The 18,237-nt window shown below is 65.8% G+C and carries 20 protein-coding genes; 8 read left to right on the plus strand and 12 right to left on the minus strand.

The window, feature by feature from the left end; genetic code table 11:
* Positions 1-39 precede the first annotated feature (39 nt).
* From KAJ83_RS03360 to KAJ83_RS03375, 4 genes are all read left to right on the plus strand, one after another.
* Entirely contained in the window at positions 40-702 is a 663-nt protein-coding gene (locus tag KAJ83_RS03360) for an MlaC/ttg2D family ABC transporter substrate-binding protein (RefSeq protein WP_210680583.1), read from the plus strand.
* Between the two features lie 47 nt (positions 703-749).
* Positions 750-1,601, plus strand: a complete 852-nt coding sequence (locus tag KAJ83_RS03365) for a hypothetical protein (protein ID WP_210680584.1) — start codon at positions 750-752, stop codon at positions 1,599-1,601.
* A 74-nt stretch (positions 1,602-1,675) separates the two neighbouring features.
* A complete protein-coding gene (locus KAJ83_RS03370) occupies positions 1,676-2,968 on the plus strand; it encodes an MFS transporter (RefSeq protein ID WP_210680585.1) in 1,293 nt (430 codons plus the stop codon).
* A 3-nt stretch (positions 2,969-2,971) separates the two neighbouring features.
* Positions 2,972-3,460 (plus strand): GNAT family N-acetyltransferase, encoded by a 489-nt coding sequence (locus KAJ83_RS03375; RefSeq protein ID WP_246484172.1) that lies wholly within the window; start codon positions 2,972-2,974, stop codon positions 3,458-3,460.
* Positions 3,461-3,468: 8 nt separating this feature from the next.
* Here the strand turns inward: KAJ83_RS03375 and KAJ83_RS03380 are convergent, their stop codons facing one another.
* Both KAJ83_RS03380 and KAJ83_RS03385 read right to left on the minus strand, forming a co-directional pair.
* Complete coding sequence (locus tag KAJ83_RS03380) at positions 3,469-3,963, minus strand: GNAT family N-acetyltransferase (protein WP_210680586.1); 495 nt, start codon at positions 3,961-3,963, stop codon at positions 3,469-3,471.
* The gene (locus tag KAJ83_RS03385) at positions 3,960-4,814 is read right to left on the minus strand and encodes an AAA family ATPase (RefSeq protein WP_210680587.1); all 855 of its coding nucleotides are present in this window, start codon (positions 4,812-4,814) and stop codon (positions 3,960-3,962) included. The genes KAJ83_RS03380 and KAJ83_RS03385 overlap by 4 nt, the downstream gene beginning before the upstream one ends.
* 225 nt (positions 4,815-5,039) lie before the next feature.
* Here KAJ83_RS03385 and KAJ83_RS03390 point away from each other — a divergent pair, with 225 nt between their 5' ends.
* The gene (locus KAJ83_RS03390) at positions 5,040-5,639 is read left to right on the plus strand and encodes a tetratricopeptide repeat protein (RefSeq protein WP_210680588.1); all 600 of its coding nucleotides are present in this window, start codon (positions 5,040-5,042) and stop codon (positions 5,637-5,639) included.
* Here KAJ83_RS03390 and KAJ83_RS03395 read toward each other — a convergent pair.
* The 8 genes from KAJ83_RS03395 to KAJ83_RS03430 all read right to left on the minus strand — a co-directional run bounded on the left by KAJ83_RS03395 (position 5,609) and on the right by KAJ83_RS03430 (position 13,080).
* On the minus strand, positions 5,609-6,325 hold the full coding sequence (locus KAJ83_RS03395) for a hypothetical protein (RefSeq protein ID WP_210680589.1): 717 nt from the start codon (positions 6,323-6,325) through the stop codon (positions 5,609-5,611). The genes KAJ83_RS03390 and KAJ83_RS03395 overlap by 31 nt on opposite strands.
* Positions 6,326-6,369: 44 nt before the next feature.
* Positions 6,370-7,185 (minus strand): ABC transporter permease, encoded by an 816-nt coding sequence (locus tag KAJ83_RS03400; RefSeq protein ID WP_210680590.1) that lies wholly within the window; start codon positions 7,183-7,185, stop codon positions 6,370-6,372.
* Between the two features lie 55 nt (positions 7,186-7,240).
* Positions 7,241-8,278, minus strand: coding sequence for an ABC transporter permease (locus KAJ83_RS03405; protein WP_210680591.1), 1,038 nt, complete (start codon positions 8,276-8,278; stop codon positions 7,241-7,243).
* A complete protein-coding gene (locus KAJ83_RS03410; protein ID WP_210680592.1) occupies positions 8,271-9,365 on the minus strand; it encodes an ABC transporter ATP-binding protein in 1,095 nt (364 codons plus the stop codon). The genes KAJ83_RS03405 and KAJ83_RS03410 overlap by 8 nt, the downstream gene beginning before the upstream one ends.
* Positions 9,366-9,453: 88 nt before the next feature.
* Complete coding sequence (locus KAJ83_RS03415) at positions 9,454-10,569, minus strand: extracellular solute-binding protein (RefSeq protein WP_210680593.1); 1,116 nt, start codon at positions 10,567-10,569, stop codon at positions 9,454-9,456.
* Positions 10,570-10,814: 245 nt separating this feature from the next.
* Positions 10,815-11,348, minus strand: coding sequence for a hypothetical protein (locus KAJ83_RS03420; RefSeq protein ID WP_210680594.1), 534 nt, complete (start codon positions 11,346-11,348; stop codon positions 10,815-10,817).
* A gap of 50 nt (positions 11,349-11,398) precedes the next feature.
* Positions 11,399-12,040, minus strand: coding sequence for a molybdenum cofactor guanylyltransferase MobA (mobA, locus tag KAJ83_RS03425; protein ID WP_246484173.1), 642 nt, complete (start codon positions 12,038-12,040; stop codon positions 11,399-11,401).
* A 53-nt stretch (positions 12,041-12,093) separates the two neighbouring features.
* Positions 12,094-13,080: a diguanylate cyclase gene (locus KAJ83_RS03430; protein ID WP_210680595.1), complete on the minus strand. Its 987-nt coding sequence runs from the start codon at positions 13,078-13,080 to the stop codon at positions 12,094-12,096.
* A gap of 458 nt (positions 13,081-13,538) precedes the next feature.
* Here KAJ83_RS03430 and moaA point away from each other — a divergent pair, with 458 nt between their 5' ends.
* The 3 genes from moaA (at position 13,539) to KAJ83_RS03445 (ending at position 16,236) form a co-directional block, all read left to right on the plus strand.
* Positions 13,539-14,531, plus strand: a complete 993-nt coding sequence (gene moaA, locus KAJ83_RS03435) for a GTP 3',8-cyclase MoaA (protein WP_246484233.1) — start codon at positions 13,539-13,541, stop codon at positions 14,529-14,531.
* A gap of 119 nt (positions 14,532-14,650) precedes the next feature.
* Positions 14,651-15,295, plus strand: a complete 645-nt coding sequence (locus KAJ83_RS03440; protein ID WP_210680597.1) for a pyridoxamine 5'-phosphate oxidase family protein — start codon at positions 14,651-14,653, stop codon at positions 15,293-15,295.
* Positions 15,296-15,309: 14 nt separating this feature from the next.
* On the plus strand, positions 15,310-16,236 hold the full coding sequence (locus KAJ83_RS03445) for a ketopantoate reductase family protein (RefSeq protein ID WP_210680598.1): 927 nt from the start codon (positions 15,310-15,312) through the stop codon (positions 16,234-16,236).
* Between the two features lie 6 nt (positions 16,237-16,242).
* Here the strand turns inward: KAJ83_RS03445 and KAJ83_RS03450 are convergent, their stop codons facing one another.
* Entirely contained in the window at positions 16,243-17,118 is an 876-nt protein-coding gene (locus KAJ83_RS03450) for a phytoene/squalene synthase family protein (protein ID WP_210680599.1), read from the minus strand.
* Positions 17,115-18,092, minus strand: a complete 978-nt coding sequence (locus tag KAJ83_RS03455) for a squalene/phytoene synthase family protein (protein WP_210680600.1) — start codon at positions 18,090-18,092, stop codon at positions 17,115-17,117. The genes KAJ83_RS03450 and KAJ83_RS03455 overlap by 4 nt, the downstream gene beginning before the upstream one ends.
* Positions 18,093-18,237: the final 145 nt, after the last annotated feature.

The raw sequence follows: 18,237 nt of genomic DNA on the forward strand, positions 1-18,237 counted from the left end.
TGGACGATGCCCTGTGCGCGGCATCAAGGAGGATTGGAAATGTTGACCCTCGTCCGGTCGAGCCTGACCCGGTCGATCCTGGCCGGCCTCGCGATCGCCATGGCGATGTCCTTGACCCTGGGCTTGGAAGCGCGCGCCGCGACCGACACGGAACGATCGGCCGCGCGCGCCCGGGTCGAAAGCCTGGGCGCGGATCTGGCGCGGCTATCGGAACGCGCCCCCACGCTATCCAACGAGGAAGCGGTCAAGGCCGGCGCGGAAATCGTCCGCGAGAATTTCGACCTGCCCGCGATCGCCGCCGCGACGGTCGGCCATGGCGTCTATGAGAAATGGACACCGGACCAGCGGGAGGAATATGTCGATGTCTTCATCCGCTACACGATCGCCTCGCAATCGGACGCGCTGACGATGTATGAGGGCGACAAGCTGGAAATCACCGGCGTGGAGGACGCGCCGAGCGACCTCGTCATGGTCCGCACACGCTACGAAGGCGATAGTGGTGAGCCGTCCAGCGTCGATTTCATGCTCTCGAACGATTCCGGAGACGGCTACAAGATTGTCGATCTGATCGTCGACGGCTCGGTCAGCCAATTGAAATTGCGGCGCGCCGAATTCTCCTCGGTCCTGAAATCCAAGGGCTATGAAGGGCTGATCGAGATCCTGCGCGACAAGGCGGATCAACTCATGGCCCGCAACGACTGACCCTCGGGCGGCGGGAAGCCAGCCATGACGCCCAGGGCCTGAAGCCGATGCCGCTCGATCCATGCTACCGAACGATGCTGTGGGGCGGGTTCGTGCTCATCCTCGTTGCATCGGCCGGCATCGTCCTGCCGGTCGAGGACGCCGCGATCGGGCGCCTGATCGACTGGATCCGGCCGACCAATCGCTATTACGATCCGCTACGGCTCGAAATCTCGCTGGCGATCGCGGGGCTGTTCCTGATCTGGGGCGCGCATGAACTTTCGACGCGCTTCCCGAACCCGGCCAACCTGCCACCTTTCCACTGGTACGGGCATTTCACCGCCGGCGCGGCGATCGTTCCCTTCTTCCTGATCGGCCACCATGAATTGTTAGGCATTCCGCCAGGAATCTGGGCGGAGGACGGGCCGATGGAGTATCTGACGGTCCTGCTCCTGGTCCTGTCGGCGGCGCTGGCGATCCGCGCCACCTCGCGGCCCGGGAAGGCCTTCGGGCGGGAAGAACGTCTTGTGCTTTGGCTTTTCGCAATCGGCCTCCTGTTCCTGGCCGGCGAGGAAATCAGTTGGGGCCAACGCATCCTGGGAATCGAAACCCCCGCGGCGCTGAAGGCAAACAATGTCCAGGGCGAACTCAATCTGCACAATCTGACCGTCGGCTGGAACGAGGTGGCGCGGATGATCATCGCCTGCCTGCTCTCGGCGCTGATCTGGCTGAACGAAAGTGACCGCCTCCCCCTACCGCGCGGCTGGCTGGACGGGCTGCGGCCGCCGCCGGCCCTTTTCTTCTGGCTGCCGCTATTGCTGATCCCCGGCCATCTTTACGACGAGTTGTTCGAGCAAATCGTCTCCTTCGCGATCCTTGCCTATGCCCTGACGATCGACCGGCGCGCACGGGGTGATTAGTGACTGATGGTCAAAGCTATTCCGAGAAAAACGCCCCTGCACGCTCCCGCGACGAGCCACTAGACTGCCGTTTCATGAGCCTGCGTTCCCCCGCCTATGACCAGACGAACGGCGCGTCCACCTTGCGCCCGCCGAGGCGGGCGGTCTTCGCCTTCGCGCTCGGATGCTTGGTCTTCGGCTATGCCTTTCTGCAACGGGTGGCGCCAAGCGTGATGACGGAGGAGTTGATGCGCGCCTTCTCCGTCGGCGGGGCGGCGCTGGGCTCGGTTTCCGCCTTCTATTTCTACGCCTATGCCGGCATGCAACTACCCGTGGGGCTGCTGATCGACCGGTTCGGACCGCGCCGCATGATGGCCGGCGCCATGGCGACCTGCATGATCGGCAGCGTGCTCTTCGCAACCAGCGAATCGCTCGCCATCGCCGCGATCGGGCGGGCATTGATCGGCGGGGCCGTCGCCTTCGGCTATGTCGGCACCATGACCATCGCCGCGCACTGGTTCCCGGCCGGCCGCTTCTCGCTCCTCGTCGGTATCCTGCAGGCGGTCGGCATGACGGGCGCGATCAGCGGGCAGGCGCCGCTTCGCCTCGTCGTCGACGGCACCGGGTGGCGGGACGCGATGATCATGGTGGGGGCGCTCGCCGCGCTGCTGGCATTGGCGATTTTCCTGGTCGTGCGCGACCGGCAGGACATGCGCAAGACGTCTGGCGGCATGCTGTCCGGCATGGGACGGATGCTGCGCCGCGCGGACAGTTGGGGCAATGCGGTTTGCGGCCTGACCCTGAGCGCGCCGATGCTGGCCTTCGCCGGCCTCTGGGCCGTGCCCTGGCTCGTCCAGGTGCATGGCTATAGCAAGGCCGAGGCGGGCGCGACCACCTCCATAATCTTCATCGGCTGGGGCATCTCGGCCCCGGTCTATGGCTGGTTGACCGACCGGATCGGACGACGCAAGCCTTTGCTCTATTCGGGTTACGCCTTCGCGGTCATGGGGCTGGTCGGGGTGGTCTACATCCCGGAACTCTCGCCGCCGGCGATATCCTTCCTGCTGGCCCTGATCGGAATTGGCGGCTGCTCGATGGTGCTGAACTTCACGTTGGCGCGCGAGACCAATAGTCCAAGCGACACCGGCGTGGCCCTCAGTTTCGTCAATATGTGCGTCGTCGGCGCGGGCGCGATCTTTCAGCCCCTGATCGGCTATCTGCTTGATCTCGGCTGGGATGGGACCGAGATCGAGGGCGTGCGGATTTATTCCGAGGCCGCCTACCGCATCGCCTTCAGCGCGATGATCGTCGGCTATGCCATTGGGCTGGCGGCATGTTTTTTCGCGGTGCGCGAGACGCACTGCCGTCAACTGGTGGAGGATCGATAAAGGATGGGAACCGCGCGTTGCTCGGCCGATGCCGTGACGATCCAGGTGGAGCCGCCCGACCAGGGCACGATCCAATGCATGATGGCGGACAGCGACCGCGTCTATGCCGACCTCTATCCAGTGGAGGAGAACCATCTGCTCGACCCCGCCGCTTTGATCGATCCCGATATAACCTTCCTCGTCGCGCGGTGCGACGGGGTGGTGGCGGGCTTCGGCGCACTCGCCATTCGGCGGGACGAGAATGCGGCCTATGGCGAATTGAAGAGGATGTATGTCGCCCCGTCCCTGCGCGGCATCGGCCTCGGACGCCGGCTCCTCCAGGCGCTGGAGGATCGCGCGCGCGCGGACGGCATGGCGCTGCTGCGCCTGGAAACCGGCAACCGCCAGCCGGAGGCCATCGGCCTCTATCGCGCCGCCGGCTTCACCGAGCGCGGCCCCTTCGGCCCCTATGCCGAGTCCGAGCACAGCCTCTACATGGAAAAGCGGCTATAGGGGCCGGCCTACAAATCCCGTCGCAACAGGACCACGGCCTTCTTGCCGCCCTCGGTACGCTGTTCGCCCACCGGCTTGAAGCCGAGGCGCTCGTGGAAGCGCATGGAATGGGGATTGGGCGGCTCGCTATTGACCTCGCAGCCGACGAAGGGAAAGCGACCCTCCATCGCCTCGAACAGGTCGCCATAGAGCAACGCGCCGACGCCGCGCCCGCGCGCGCTCTCGCTTACCATGACGCGGTCCATATAGACGAAATCCGTGAAGTTCTGCCGGAACCACAGGAAATTCAGGCTGTCGTAATCGGCCGGCGGCCCGAAGGCGATCATCACGCCGACCGGATCACCGTCGATGCAGGCGACGCGGGCATAGGCGCTCTCCGCGATCAGGTCGGCCAAGCGCGTCTTGGGCAATGAGTTGACCGCCGGCACGCAGGCCTCGTTCAGCGCGTAATACCAGTCGATATCATGCTCGGGGTCGAGCGGGCGGATGTCGATCGCGCTCATTGCCCCCGCCCCGCCTCGCGCCGGGCCATGAAGGCCAGCCGCTCGAACATGTGCACGTCCTGCTCGTTCTTCAGCAATGCCCCGTGAAGCGGTGGGATCACCTTCGACGGGTCGCTTTCCCGCAGCATTTGCGGGTCGATATCCTCCACCATCAGCAACTTGATCCAATCCAGCAATTCGGAGGTCGAGGGCCGCTTCTTGAGCCCGCGGACCTCGCGCAGCTGGAAGAACAGCGTCAGGGCCTCCTTTAAAAGCCGTGGCTTCAGGTCCGGGAAGTGCACCTTGACGATAGCCTCCATCACCTCCGGATCGGGGAAGCGGATGAAGTGGAAGAAACAGCGGCGCAGGAAAGCGTCCGGCAGTTCCTTCTCGTTGTTCGAGGTGATGATGACGACGGGTCGGTTGACGGCGCGCACCACCTCCCCCGTCTCATAGACGTGGAACTCCATGCGGTCGAGTTCGAGCAACAGATCGTTCGGGAACTCGATATCCGCCTTATCGATCTCGTCGATCAGAAGAACGGGCGCGGGATCGGTCGTGAAGGCCTGCCAAAGCTTTCCCTTCACGATATAGTTGGAGATGTCGTGCACCCGCTCGTCACCAAGCTGGCTGTCCCGCAGCCGGCTGACCGCGTCATACTCATAGAGGCCCTGCTGCGCCTTCGTCGTCGATTTGATGTGCCAGGGGATCAGCGGCCGGTCGAGCGCGCGGGCCACCTCCTCGGCGAGTTGCGTCTTGCCCGTGCCCGGTTCGCCCTTGACCAGCAGGGGCCGCTCCAGCGTCACGGCCGCGTTGACCGCGGCCGATAGATCGTCGGAGGCGACATAGCTCTCGGTTCCGGTGAAACGCATGGGCTCGGCGTCCTCTCGCAACTGTTCAAAGGGTCGTCATGGGCGAGTGCCCGGGACGATAGGGGGTCGCGCGGACGGCGGCAAGGTCGGCTTCCCGATGGCGCCCGCCCGGGCTATGATCCGACCATGATGGCTTCCCGACGCGCCCCCGATCCCCCTACACCCCCTGTTCCCTCCGCGCCCCCTGTTCCCTCCGCGAAGGTGAAGCGCCTGATCGCGGAAGCGATGGCCGCCTATGGCGCCGGCGACGCGCGCAAGGCGGAGGCGGGCCTGCGTCAGGCGGCGCGCCTGAAGCCCTTCTTCCCGCCCGCCGCCTATAATCTGGCCGTCCTGCTGCGGCGCGAGGGGCGCGCGGCGGATGCCGTCCGCGCGCTGGAGACGGTGGTCGAGCGGGCGCCGGACTATCTCGCCGCGTGGATCGAACTCGCCCTCGCCCGGCAGGAGACGCGCGCGACGGCCGGGGCCCGAGCGGCTGCGGACCGCGCCCTCGCGCTCGCGCCGTCGGACGGGGACGCGCGACGGGCGGCCGCGGGCGCCGCCTTCGCCGATGGCGACTGGCGCGCGGCGGCGGATCATTCGGCCGCGCTCGCCGCGCCCGGGCCGGAAGACCGACTGCTGCACGCCCGGGCGCTGCTGGAATGCGGGGAGAAACAGGCGGCCCAGGAAGAGCTGCACGCGCTGGCCACGTCAGAGCCCGCACGCATCCCCGATATTTTGAAGGTGCTGACCCATCGCGGGTCCGGCGGCTTTCCCCTCGACGAGCGACGCTTGATGGCGGCGTTGGGGCTGGACACTCAGTCGGCCGAGCGGCCGCCGACGCGATAATGCTTGCGATAGCCGCCGGGGGCCTCGGCGATCGCCTCCTGCGTTTCCTCGAACCGCGCGCCGTCGCCGCCGTCGAGCGTGCCGAACCTGGCGCCGACGCCGCGCGGCACCGGGATCAGTTGCGCGACCGGCGTGCCGGCGGGCAGGCGGCCCACGAACCCCTCCCCCGTCCAGATCGCCGGGAAATGCACCAGCCCATGGCTGAACCGGTCGCAATCGACCAGCCCGCTCAGGGTGCGGAAAGGCAGGTCCGTCCGGCTCGCCGGGTGGGTGAAGAGCACGGACCAGCCGGGCGGCGTCTCCACCGTCCAGAAATTCATGAATTTGAGGAAGAGCTGGCCCGGCTTGCCGATCGGGCTTCCGGCCGCCTGGGCCGAGACATGAAGGCCGAGCGGCGCGCGCGTCAACCGCTCGAACCGGGTCGGCGGCGGCGACCAGTTCCAGTCGAAACGGCCGTCGGCCGAGACCTCGACATCCGCGGCCAGCGGCATCAACCATCCCGCCCCCATGGCGTCGATCAAGGGCGGGCAGTGCTTCAACGTGCGCACCGGCGCGCCGAGCAGGTCGCTGTCCGCCGTCGCCGGCATGGTGCGAAGCCATTCCGGCAGCGCTTCCGTCCCGCGCACCGGCCGGGGCAGGATATCGACCCATTCGGGGGGGCAGCGAAAGGTGATCTCGATGCTCAACGCGGGGCGGCCTTAAAGCGGATTGACGGGGAATCGGACCGGGATTACCGCGCGAGCTTGCGCTTACGCTCCCGTTCCTTCTGCAGGACATAGACGCTGGCCGCGATCACGGTAAAGACGACGAAGATGACGCCGATCACGTTGATGACCGGCGACAGACCGAAACGGAAGCGCGAGCCGATCTCCGTCACCAGGGTCCAATCGCCGCCGATCGCGAAGACGGTGGTGTTGTAATTCTCGATCGATTGCAGGAAGGCGATCACGGCGGCCGTCAGGATCGTCGGCATCAGGAAGGGCACGGTGATCCGCCGGAACATGAAGAAGCTGGAAGCGCCGAGATCGAGGGCCGCCTCCTCCAGCCCCCGATCCTGACGCTGCAGGCGCGCCATGAAAAGCAGCATGGAATAGGCCGCGATGAAGCTGCCTTGCGCCATCACCGTCAGGAACAGGCCGCCCGGCACGTCCACCCGCCCCCAGAAGATCAGAGTGGAGATACCGAGCACGATCCCCGGGATCAGCAAGGGCGATACCAGGATGGCGTAGAGCAGATTATTGTAGCGGCCGCGCAGGCGGGTCAGGATGAAGGCGCCCGAAAGCCCGAGCGGCAATGCCACCAGGATCACGCCCAGGGCGACGATCAGGGAGTTCACGACACCCTGCAGGATTCGGTCGTCCCGCGCCAATTCGCCGAACCATTGCAACGTCCAGCCGCGCCATTGCGTGACCGACGGATACTCATAGGCGTTGAAGGCCGCCAGCGACATCACCAGCAGCGGCGCGAAGAGATAGACGAAGAAGACCACGACATAGATGTCGAGGACGAGAGTGGACCAATCGCGGCCCTGGCGTTGCGTGCTCATCGATTCTCTCCGCTCAAGGCCCCGGTCGCCGCGCATCCCATGATTTTGCGCCCCGTCATTTCGCGATATCGCGGATGCCAACCTTGAAGACCTTCATCATGATCAGGATGAAGCCCAGGCAGACGAGCACGAGCGAGAAGCTGTAGGCGGCGCCGCTGTTCCAGTTCTGGCTTTCGAAGAATTGGCGATAGATCAATTGGCTGAACCAATCGCCGGATTTGCCCCGTGTCATGATCTGCGGCACCGAATAGGACCCGACGGACAACATGAAGGTCATGATGCACCCCACCGCGATGCCGGGCTTGGCATGCGGAATGACGACGCGCAGATGCGTGCGGATGACGCCCGCGCCCAGATCCTCGCTCGCCTCCAACTGATTGCGGTCCAACGTCTCGACCGTGTTGTAGATCGGGAAGATCATGAAGAGGACATAGGCGTAGATCAGCGCCACGAAGACGGAGCCGGAATATTCCAGGAAGGGAACCCAGCTCTTATCCTCGAACGAGACCAACCCCAGCCAAGCCAGCAGGCTGTTGATAACCCCCTGATAGTCCAGGATCATCAGCCAGGCATAGACGCGCAGCAACTCGTTGATCGCATAGGGCACGATCAGCCCCAGCATCAGCAACGCCGCCTTGTTCGGCGTCGACAGCTTGGCGATCGTGAAGGCGATCGGATAGCACACGATCAAAGCCAGAATCGTGACCGCCAGCGAATAGCCGATGCTCTTCAGGAATATCTCGAAATGCAGGGCCGACATCTTGGTGTAATTGTCGAAGCCGTAATGCTTCGGCGGCGCGGTCTCCTCCGCCTCCATAGCGGCGATGTCGGCCTTAAGTCCGTCGATCCGTTCCTGGATATCCGCCTTTCCCTCCGGCGTGTCAGCCTGCCCGAGATCGAATTCCAGGAGCCCCATGTCGGAATAGGCCCGGTCGATCCTCATGCCCAGTTGGTCGTCGCGATCGATCCACCAGAGCGAATGCTCGATCATGAAGGCCTGCGGCAGCAGGATCATGATCAACATCCAGAAGGCCGTCAGCGTGATGAAGACACCCGTCAGCGTGCGGCCGTAGCTGCGCAGAAGTTCATGCATCGTCCGCCTCGGCCTCGATCTCGCCGGCGCGCATGACGACCGCGTCGGCGGCGTTGAAACCAACCTTCACCGCGCCTTCGAGCCCGCCATGGCCGCCCCGGTTCGCCTCATGCACGATGAAGCTGTCCGCACCGGCCTTGAAGAACAGATTGACGAAGGACCCTTCGAGGTCGCGACGCTCGAACCGCGCGTCGAAGACGTTGTCGGGGGCCACGCCATTGACGCGCGCGCTGCGCTCCGGCCGCACGAAAAGCATCGCGCGCTCCCCGACCGACAGGCGGTCCTGATCGCGCCCGCGCAGCATGCCGTGCGGCGTCTCGACCGTGGCGAAGCCATCGCCCGTTGCCGTGACCCGCCCCTCGATCACATTGTTCTCGCCGACGAAGGTGGCCACGAACGGGGTGCGGGGATTGTCGTAGATGGTATCGACGTCGCCGACCTGCTCGACCACGCCGGCCTTCATCACGGCGATCCGGTCGGACATGGTCAGCGCCTCGCCCTGATCGTGGGTGATGAAGATGAAGGTAACGCCGGTCTTGCGTTGGATGTCCTTCAGTTCGGCCCGCATGTACTGGCGCAGCTTGAGGTCGAGCGCGGAGAGCGGCTCGTCCAGCAGCAGGACCGCCGGTTCGACGGCGAGCGCGCGGGCGATCGCCACGCGCTGCTTCTGGCCGCCGGACAGTTCGTTCGGGGATTTCTCCTCATGCCCTTGCAGCCCGACCAGGGCGAGCAGGTCGAAGGCCCGATCGCGCCGCGTCTTCCGGTCGACGCCGCGCGCCTCCAGCCCGAAGGCGACATTCTCCCAATTGGTCATCAGCGGGAACAACGCCAGATTCTGGAAGATCAGTGCCGTCGGCCGCCGCGCCGGGCCCAGGGCGCCCATGTCCTGGTCGCCGATCAGCACCTTGCCCTCGCTCGGCCGGATGAAGCCGGAGACCATGCGCAGGATCGTCGTCTTGCCGCATCCCGACGGCCCCAGAATGGAAAAGAACTCGCCCGCATTGATCGTGAGCGTCGTACGCTCTACCGCCGTGAACCCGCCGAAGCGCATCACGACATCCTGAAGCCGCACGTCCTTGCCGCGCATGGCCCGCCCCCTTTTTCGAACCCAGACGTCGCGATCGGCGTGAGCGGACGGGGAATTGCCCCGTCCGCCCCACCGTCACCCTCGCCGATCAGGCGTTGGTGATCTTCTCGACATATTCCTGGCGGAGTTGCGCGAAATAGGGCGTATCCGCCTGCCACCACCACAGATTCGCGAGGTTCTCCTCATTGTAGACCTCGTCGAACTGCTGCTTGTATTCGGTGCCGGCATGGTCGGCGGCGCCCTTCACGGCCGAGTTATAGCCGGTATTCTTGGAGAACATGCCGGCCATCCGGGGCTCGAGCATCGCGTTGATGAAGGCATAGGCCTGATCGATATTCTCCGCGCCCGCGGTGACACCCATCGAGTCCATCCAGGTGATGCCGCCTTCCTTGGGCATGCGGTATTTCCACTTCGCATTCTCGCGATTGAGCAGAAGACCGGTCGTGTCCCAGGTCTGGCCGATCGTCGCGCCGGCGTCGGTGAAGGCGGCGGTCGCCTCGGTCGCGTTGTTCCAGAAGGCCGCGATATTGTCCTTGCGCTCGATGATGAAGGCCGCGCAAGCATCCCACACGCGGCGCGCCTCGTCCTCGGACTTATAGATGTCGAGGGCGCGGTTCGACGGCACCTCGCCGGTCGCGTCGAGATAGAGCGCCACGCCCATGATGACCGACTTCTGACGGAAGGCGGCGGAACCCGAGGCCTCCGGCGCCCAGAGCGAGCCGAAGGAGACCGCCTCCGCGTCCATCGGCATGGCCTCGCTGTCATAGGTGATGGCTTCCGTGCCCCAGTCGAACGGCAGCAGATAGCGCTTGCCGCGATAGGTCGCGCCGAGATTGATCGAGTCGCGGACCATGGAGGGGATCAGGCGGTCCATCGCCACCTTGCTCTCGTCAAGCGGGGCGATCAGGTCGTACTGATAGTAGTTCGGCCCGTTGGTGATCGAGGGGAAGATAACGTCGAATCCCTTGCCGCCCGCGGCGCGCAGCTTGTTCTCCGCCTCGTCGTTGGAGCCGTAGGTCGACAGATTGACCGTGATGCCGGTATCGCCCTCGAACTTCTTGATCATGTTCTCTTGGATATAATCGCCCCAGGCATAGACATTGACCTGCCCGCTCGAGGCGAGCGCGTCATGGGCCTTCAGGATGACGGGCGCGACGGCGGCGGCGGCCACACCCTTCAGCATGGATCGACGGGAAAAGCGCATGGTCTCGAAACCCCTTGGTTGGCCGATCGGTTGGCACGATCGGTTGGCATGATGGGCCACGGCGGTTCCACCGGGTCGCATCGCACGGAGCGACCCGGCCGCATATCGCCGCGACCGGCAGGCCTATGCTGATAGGGAGAAAGCGAGACCGAACCGTTGCCGGCCGGTGAATATTTGATGGCCGTGACATTGCACCGGCATGACGTCGCCGCCGTGATGGTCACCCCCTGAAGAGGCATCGCGGCTCAGCGCGCGGACATCTCCCGGCAGCGCGCCTCGACCTCTTCCCGGGCGGCATCCTCGAGGTCCGAGGCGAGACGGGTTTCGAGCATGCCCAAAACATCGGCCTTGAAGCCGAGACCTTGCAGAAAATCGACGAGACTGGTGGCGATCCGCCCGCCAAGCTCGCTCACCCGCGCGTCGACCGACGTGACACGGCACCGGGCGAGATCGGCCGTCAGATCGATCGCGACACGGCCGCCGAGGTCGCCGCTCATCGAGGCGTCCGGCCCCGCCTCGCAATAGAGCGTCGCATCGATCGCGGCCGAAAGCGCATCGTTTTCCATGTTGAGCGCGACATCATGCACCGTCAGGCTCTTGAAGCGGTCGACGGCGATCGTCACCAACTTGAAATCGTCGATCCGAAGGGCGGAACACGGCTCGGCCTGTCGGATCGCGTTTTCCACCATGGCGTTCGCCCGCGCCTCGCCCGGCACCGTCAGGACCGCGACGAGGAGAAGAGCGACAAGGCGGAACCCGGTGAAGACATGATAACGCATGGATGATCGGTCCCTGGCTGGGGATCTCGACGGCCGATACGGCCGGCCGCCTATCTGCTGCGGCGTAGAAGGCGCTCCGCCGCCTCGATGTCGCCGGGGGCATTGGCGTTGAAGAAGGGGTCGACAGGCTCCGCCGCGAACTCGACCTGGATCAACTTGAAACGGCGGGTCCAGCGGTCGACCTTCCGGATATCCTCCTCCAGCATGGTCTGGCGCAGATCGTCGGCCAGCCGCACGGGCCAGAGGCCGACCACCGGATGCGCCCGGCCGTCGGAGGCGGCGCAGGCCATGTCCGCCTCCGCGCGCTCGACCGCCTGCATCAATCGCGGCACCAGATTGCGCGGCAGGAACGGTGCATCGCCCGGGAAGGTCGCGAGCCATTCGGCCCCGCGATGGTGGCGCCGCGCCCACTCCAACCCCGCCAACACGCCGGCCAGCGGGCCAGGCTGCCCATCCATCGTATCGGCCAGGACATCCATGCCGGTGACCTCGAAACGCTCCGGGTCGCCATTGGCATTGAGGGCAAGCTCGTCGACCTGGGGCCGGACGCGTTCGATGATATGATCCAGGATGGGACGGCCGCCCAGGAGGCGCAGGGATTTGTCCCCACCGCCCATGCGCGACGACAAGCCGCCCGCGAGCACGATGCCCACGACGCCCGTGGAGACCGGCGCCGTCTTGGTTACATCCAAGTTCTCGTTAACACTCAATGGCGTGCCTTGCTTCGTTTCTGGGTCCCTCACCATCATCTCATGCTTCTCCCGCCTTCCTTCGAGAATTCTGGCGACAGGTCGGACGACAAACCCGGTCTCCAACAGGTTATCCTGTTCCGTCCCGTATCCTTCGATCGGTATAGCGCTTCGTCCGCACGCTCAATCACGGTCTTCAACGGTGCCGCGCGATCCGCCACGGCGAGGCCGAAGGAGGCCCGAACCTCGATCGCCCCTCCCTTGTCCAAGCCGATTGGGCGTTCCTCCAGGGCGCGCCGCAAACGCTCCAGCACATCCCGTGCCGTTTCCTCGCCGGCATTGGGCAGACAAACGAGAAACTCCTCGCCGCCATAGCGATAGATAGTGTCCGTCGGCCGCAAACGCGAGACGAAGCGACCCGCGACGGCCCTCAAGACCTCATCCCCGACACCATGACCGTGGGCATCATTGATCGCCTTGAAATGATCGATGTCGCAGAGCCCGATCGCGAGCCCCTTGCCGCCATGCCCCGTGTCGGTACCCCGGCGGTACGCTGTCTCGACTTCCGCCATCATCCCGGCGCGCGTACTGAGGCCGGTCAGCGGGTCGAGGGTCGAAACCGCCTTTCCGAAGGCATCGCGCAACCGGCGCGCGCGCCCCCGGAACGCATCCGCGCGGGCGACCAGCTCGTCATATTCGCCGACAGGAACCGGACGGTCGGCGCGCGCGCGTTCCGCCAGGAGGCGCGCCAGTTCATGAAGGCTTCGATAGCTTTTCCAAAGTTCACTGACCGCCGATTGGCGCAACAGCGGGTCATCCGCATGCGCCAGATACCACATGCCGAAACGGCTGTAGAGAACCCGGTCCTCGTCCAGTAAATCCGGTTCCGGCTCGATACGGCAGACAAGCGCGCGATGCCATCGATTCAACCATCGCGCATGCTCGTCCAGCGCATCGTCGACCGCCGCAAGGACATCATTCGCGTCGAGATCCTCCGGCCGCGACTGATCGGCGGGCTGACAGCCCTGTTCGCGCTTATTCATCACCAAACGCTCGCTTCGCCGGACGCTCGTATCGCCGGAGTCCAACCCTTGCGCCATGCATACCCCTAAAATCGGGACAAACCCCCAGCAAGTGGGGCGACTTGGCCCTTATAGCCCATGCACGCGCCCTTACACGCCCCGAAAGTACTATGGATACTCCTCTCGAAGTGGGCAAGTCGTCGCCATGCCATGCATGGACCGGGGGTGTTGGTGCGTGCATCAAGAGCCTATATAGTCACGTGTTAGCCATCGGCAAATCGCGGCACGCGGCCGATGGGCCATGCCCGACGGCAACGCGAAAGCACGGTGAACCGTCGGTGCATGACGAGTGAACGCGGGCAACACGCGTGAACGATCACGGGATAGTGGGAAACGCATTCATGCATGGGTCGAAGGAACAGGAAGTCACGGCCGTCTTGGACGATGCCGCGCGAATCGCGAGCGACCAGCAGGCGCCGATGATCGACCCGTTCGGCCGGGCGATCAGCTATCTGCGCGTCTCGGTCACGGATCGCTGCGATTTCCGATGCGTCTATTGCATGTCGGAGGACATGACCTTCCTGCCGAAGAAGGACGTACTGTCGCTGGAGGAGCTGGACCGCGCCTGCTCCGCCTTCGTGCGCCTGGGCGTGCGAAAGCTCCGCCTCACGGGCGGGGAACCGCTGGTTCGCCGCAATATCATGTGGCTGATCGAACGGCTGGGCCGTCATCTGGATAGCGGCGCGCTGGAGGAATTGACCCTAACCACGAACGGCAGCCAGCTCGCCCGCTACGCGGAGGACCTCTATCGCTGCGGCGTTCGACGGGTGAACGTTTCGCTGGACACCCTCGATCCCGGGAAATTCCTGGAGATCACGCGCTGGGGCAAGTACGACAAGGTGATGGAGGGGCTGGAGGCCGCGAAGCGCGCGGGCCTGCAGGTCAAGATCAACTGTGTCGCGCTGAAGGGCGTCAATGACGACGAGATTCACCGCATCGTCGAATGGTGCGGCGAAGAGGGGTTCGACCTGACCTTCATCGAGGTCATGCCGATGGGCGATATCGGCAATGAGGAGCGGCTGGATCAGTACTGGCCGCTGACCATGGTGCGGGCGGAGCTTGCCCGGCGCTGGACCCTGACGGACAGCGACTACGTCACCGGCGGGCCGGCGCGTTACGTCCACGTCGCGGAGACGGGGCGGAAGATCGGCTTCATCACGCCGCTCACCCATAATTTCTGCGAAAGCTGCAATCGCGTGCGCTTCACCTGCACGGGCATGCTCTATATGTGCCTCGGCCAGGACGACTCCGCCGATCTCCGCCCCGCGCTGCGCGAGCGCGAGGATGACGGCGCCCTGGAAGACTCGATCCGCGAGGCCATCGGCCGCAAGCCCAAAGGGCATGATTTCGTTATCGACCGGCGCCGGGGCGCCAAATCGGTCGCCCGGCATATGAGCGTCACCGGCGGATAGCGCCCTCCTCGGACGGGTGGCCGCCTCCCCTCCTTCCCCGTCGCGCCGCAAGGCGATTGCCCGGTCGGCGTGGCGGGCGTACCGTCGCCCCGACGTCAATCGACGGAGCCCGAGATTCCATGCAGACGATCCGCAGCGAGGAGGAACTCGCCGCCCTTTACGACGCGCCGGGACGCGCGTCCCTGGTCAAGGAAGCCGTTAGGCTGACGCCGGAATATCGCGCGCTGCTCGCGGCGTCCCCCTTCTTCGCGCTGGCGACCGTCGGGCCGGAGGGCCTCGATTGCTCTCCGCGCGGCGACCGGGGTGCCGCCATCCATATCGAGGATGACGAAACCCTGATGCTGCCCGACCGGCGCGGCAATAATCGTATCGATTCCCTGCGAAATATCGTCCGCGACCCGCGCGTGGCGCTGCTGTTCCTGATTCCCGGTTCAGGCACGACGGTCCGGGTCAACGGGCATGCCTCGATCACGACCGATGCCGCGCTGCTTGAGCGTTTCGCGGTCGAGGGCAAGAAGCCGCGCAGCGTCCTCGTGATCGGCATCGACCGGGTCTATTTTCAATGCGCGCGCGCCGTGCTGCGCGCCGGTTTGTGGGACGAGGCCGCACGGGTCGATCCCGCCGACATCCCGACCCCCGGGAAACTGTTGCAGGCGATGACCGAGAAGCCGCAGATGCCCCGGAACGATTCCGGCGAGGCCCCCATCGACGGCGCCGCCTATGACGCCGACTGGTCGGGGCGAGCCAAGAAAAGCCTATGGTAGGGAGTGGACGTAGCATGAAGATGGCGGTAATGGGGGCCGGTGCGCTCGGTTGTTATTTTGGGGGCCGAATCGCGGCCGCAGGCGGCGATATCGCCTTCATCGCGCGCGGCGCGCATCTCGAAGCCATGCGGCGCGACGGCATTCGGATCGAGAGCCCGCTCGGCGACAGCCATATCGAAAAGGTGACGGCGAGCGACGATCCGGCCGAAATAGGCCCCGTCGATTGCGTCTTCTTCCTGGTAAAGCTTTTCGATATCGAGGCGGCCGCCCATCAAATGGCGCCCCTGATCGGCCCCGGGACCACGGTCGTCACCTTCCAGAACGGCGTCGAGGGCGCGGAGCGGATCGGCGCGATCGTCGGCGCGGAACGTGTCCTGGACGGAATCGCCTATATCCCCGCCCATATCAGCGCGCCGGGAACGGTCCATCATGGTGGCACGCTGGCACGCCTGCTGTTCGGGGAGACGGATGGCGGGCCGAGCACACGTACGGACGCGCTGCTCGACGTCATGAAGGCGGCCGGCATCGACGCCGAGATCGTCTCGGACATCCGGGTGCGCAAATGGCAGAAATTCGTGATGCTGAGCGCATTGAGCGCCACCACCGCGCTGACCCGGCTGCCGATCGGCCCCATCCTGGCCGATCCGGAGGGTGCGAAACTGTTCAAGGCGGCACTTGACGAAACCGTGGCCGTCGGCCGTGCCGAATGTTCCGGTCTCGCGGCCGATGCGGCGGATCAGGCGTTGGAGATCGCACGCGGCTTCGCGCCCGGCGTCCGCGCCTCCATGGCCGAGGATCTCAACCGCGGCAAGCGGATCGAGCTTCTCGATCTGAGCGGCGCGGTCGTGCGCCTGGGCGAGAAGCACGGCATCGACACACCGACACACCGGGTCGTGCTGCGGGCGCTGCACCCTTTCGTCGCGGGCTCACCCGCCGACTAGGCCCCTTTACCAGCGTCCCGTGCGCGCCGCCCAGGCGACCCGGAGCGCGCGGCTCACGGGCGGGTTGGCGAGCCGCCCGTCGAAGGGATCGCCGCCCGCCCGGCGAAGCTGCTTCAAATGCGCCGCCGCGATCGGCGCGGCAAGGAAGGCGGGCGTGGCCTCACCCGGCACGGACCGCCGCAGGGCGCGCGCCTCGCGCAGGTGCCCTTCCGCGCGCTCAAGCAAGGGCGCGACCGCCCTCGCGATGGCTTCATGCGGTTTCGCGGCGAAGAGGATGTCCTCCGTCGCGCCGGCCTCCTCCAGCACCGCCCGGGGCAGCATCATGTGCTTTCCCGCCAGGTGGAACGGCAGCGCGCGTACCTGCCCGACCAACGCGTGGGCAATGCCGAGCGCATCGGCGGCCGCCCGGCTCGCCGCCGTCTCCGGCACGCCCATCATCTGTTGGGCAAGGCGGATCAGCCCGCCGTTGGTCGCGCGGGCATAGTCCTCGAAATCCTCCAGCGTCTCGATCGTCCCTTCGTCCAGATCGCGGGCCCGGGCATCGATCAGCGCATCGAACAGGGCACGGTCCGGCCGCATGGCGTCGATCGCCCCGGCCAGCGGCAGGACCACCTCATGGCGGCGCGGATTTCCGTCCTCGATCCCGTCCAGCGCTTCCCGCCACCATTGCAGGCGAATCTCGCCCAGCATCGCCTCGCTTACCACCTCGCGGGTCTTCGCCACCTCCGCGTTGAAGGCGTAAAGCGCGAACAGCGCCGGCCGATGCACCGCCGGCGCGGCGATGGCCATCATGTAGCGATCCGCATCCTGCCGCCGGACGAGACGCGCGCAGGGGCCGTCGCCCGCACGCTCGGCCTCCGGATCGACGATATCCTCGCTCATTCCGTCCCGTGCTCCGGTCCGACGTCGCCCAGGGCATCCAGCCCACTTTCCGTGAAAGCCCCAGCCACCACGCCCTTCGCGATACGCTCGGGCGCGTCGATAACCGCCCCCGGGTCATCGGCCATCCGATCATGCAGACGTTCATAGACACCGATCAAGGTGGTCAGGATCGCACGTTCGCGCCGGCCGAGCGACGGCGCCACCCGGTCCCGGGCGGCGCGTATCGCCGCCCGATAGTCGCCCGCGCGCCGATGAATCTCAGCCGCGAGCGATAGGACACCCGGTTCCCGTGCCGCCATGGCCTCGGCCAGGCCGGCGCGGGTCAGCCCATGGACCGCCAGCCGATCCGCCGGCAGGGTCACGAGTTGTCCCCCGCGCGCCGTATCCTTGGCGAGATCGCGCTGGATATGGACAAGATAGCAGAAGAGGGCCATAGGCCGCGCCGCCGCGAAAAGTGTATCTTCCGACAAGGTCGGAACGAGGCGCCCCCTCTCCTCCCGCATCGTGAGCACATGCAGGAAGACGGCCGCCGGCGCGACCGTGGCCCCCTCGCAATAGGCATCGAAATCGGCCCAACCCGCGATCGCTCGCTCAGCGACATCGCGGGCCATCGCCTCGGCCAGCGCGCGCCAAGCACGCGATCCCGGCGCACCGGTAGAAGCCGCGGCCAGCAGCGCGTCATGCACCGGCGCGGCGCCGGCGGCGAGCAATGGATCGCCCATATCCTCCGCGTCGGCCGACCGCCAGTCCCGGCCCGCCAGCGCGGCCTCGCACCGCGCGCACCAACGAGCCACCGCGCGAATAGCCAAGGGCCGCGCGGCGGCACGTGCCGTTTCGTCCATTGCCAGAAAACCGTCGTCGACGAAATCATCGACGATGCGCATGCTGGCATAGCAGGCCTCGAACAAGGCGCGCTTGCGCCCCGGCAGGAAGCGCCCGACCGCATCCAAATTCGAACCGCTGTCCCGCGTCACCGCGCGCGCGGCCTCATGCGGGGCCTGATCCGACAGGCAAGCGACCCTAAACCCGGCGAAGAAATCCTTTCGGGGGGCGGCGGATCGGCGAAGATCGGATGAATCGCTATGCGCTGGCATGCGGGGAGTTGAAGGCTATCATATC

Source organism: Marivibrio halodurans (assembly GCF_017963645.1).
Taxonomy (GTDB): Bacteria; Pseudomonadota; Alphaproteobacteria; order UBA8366; family Aestuariispiraceae; genus Marivibrio; species Marivibrio halodurans.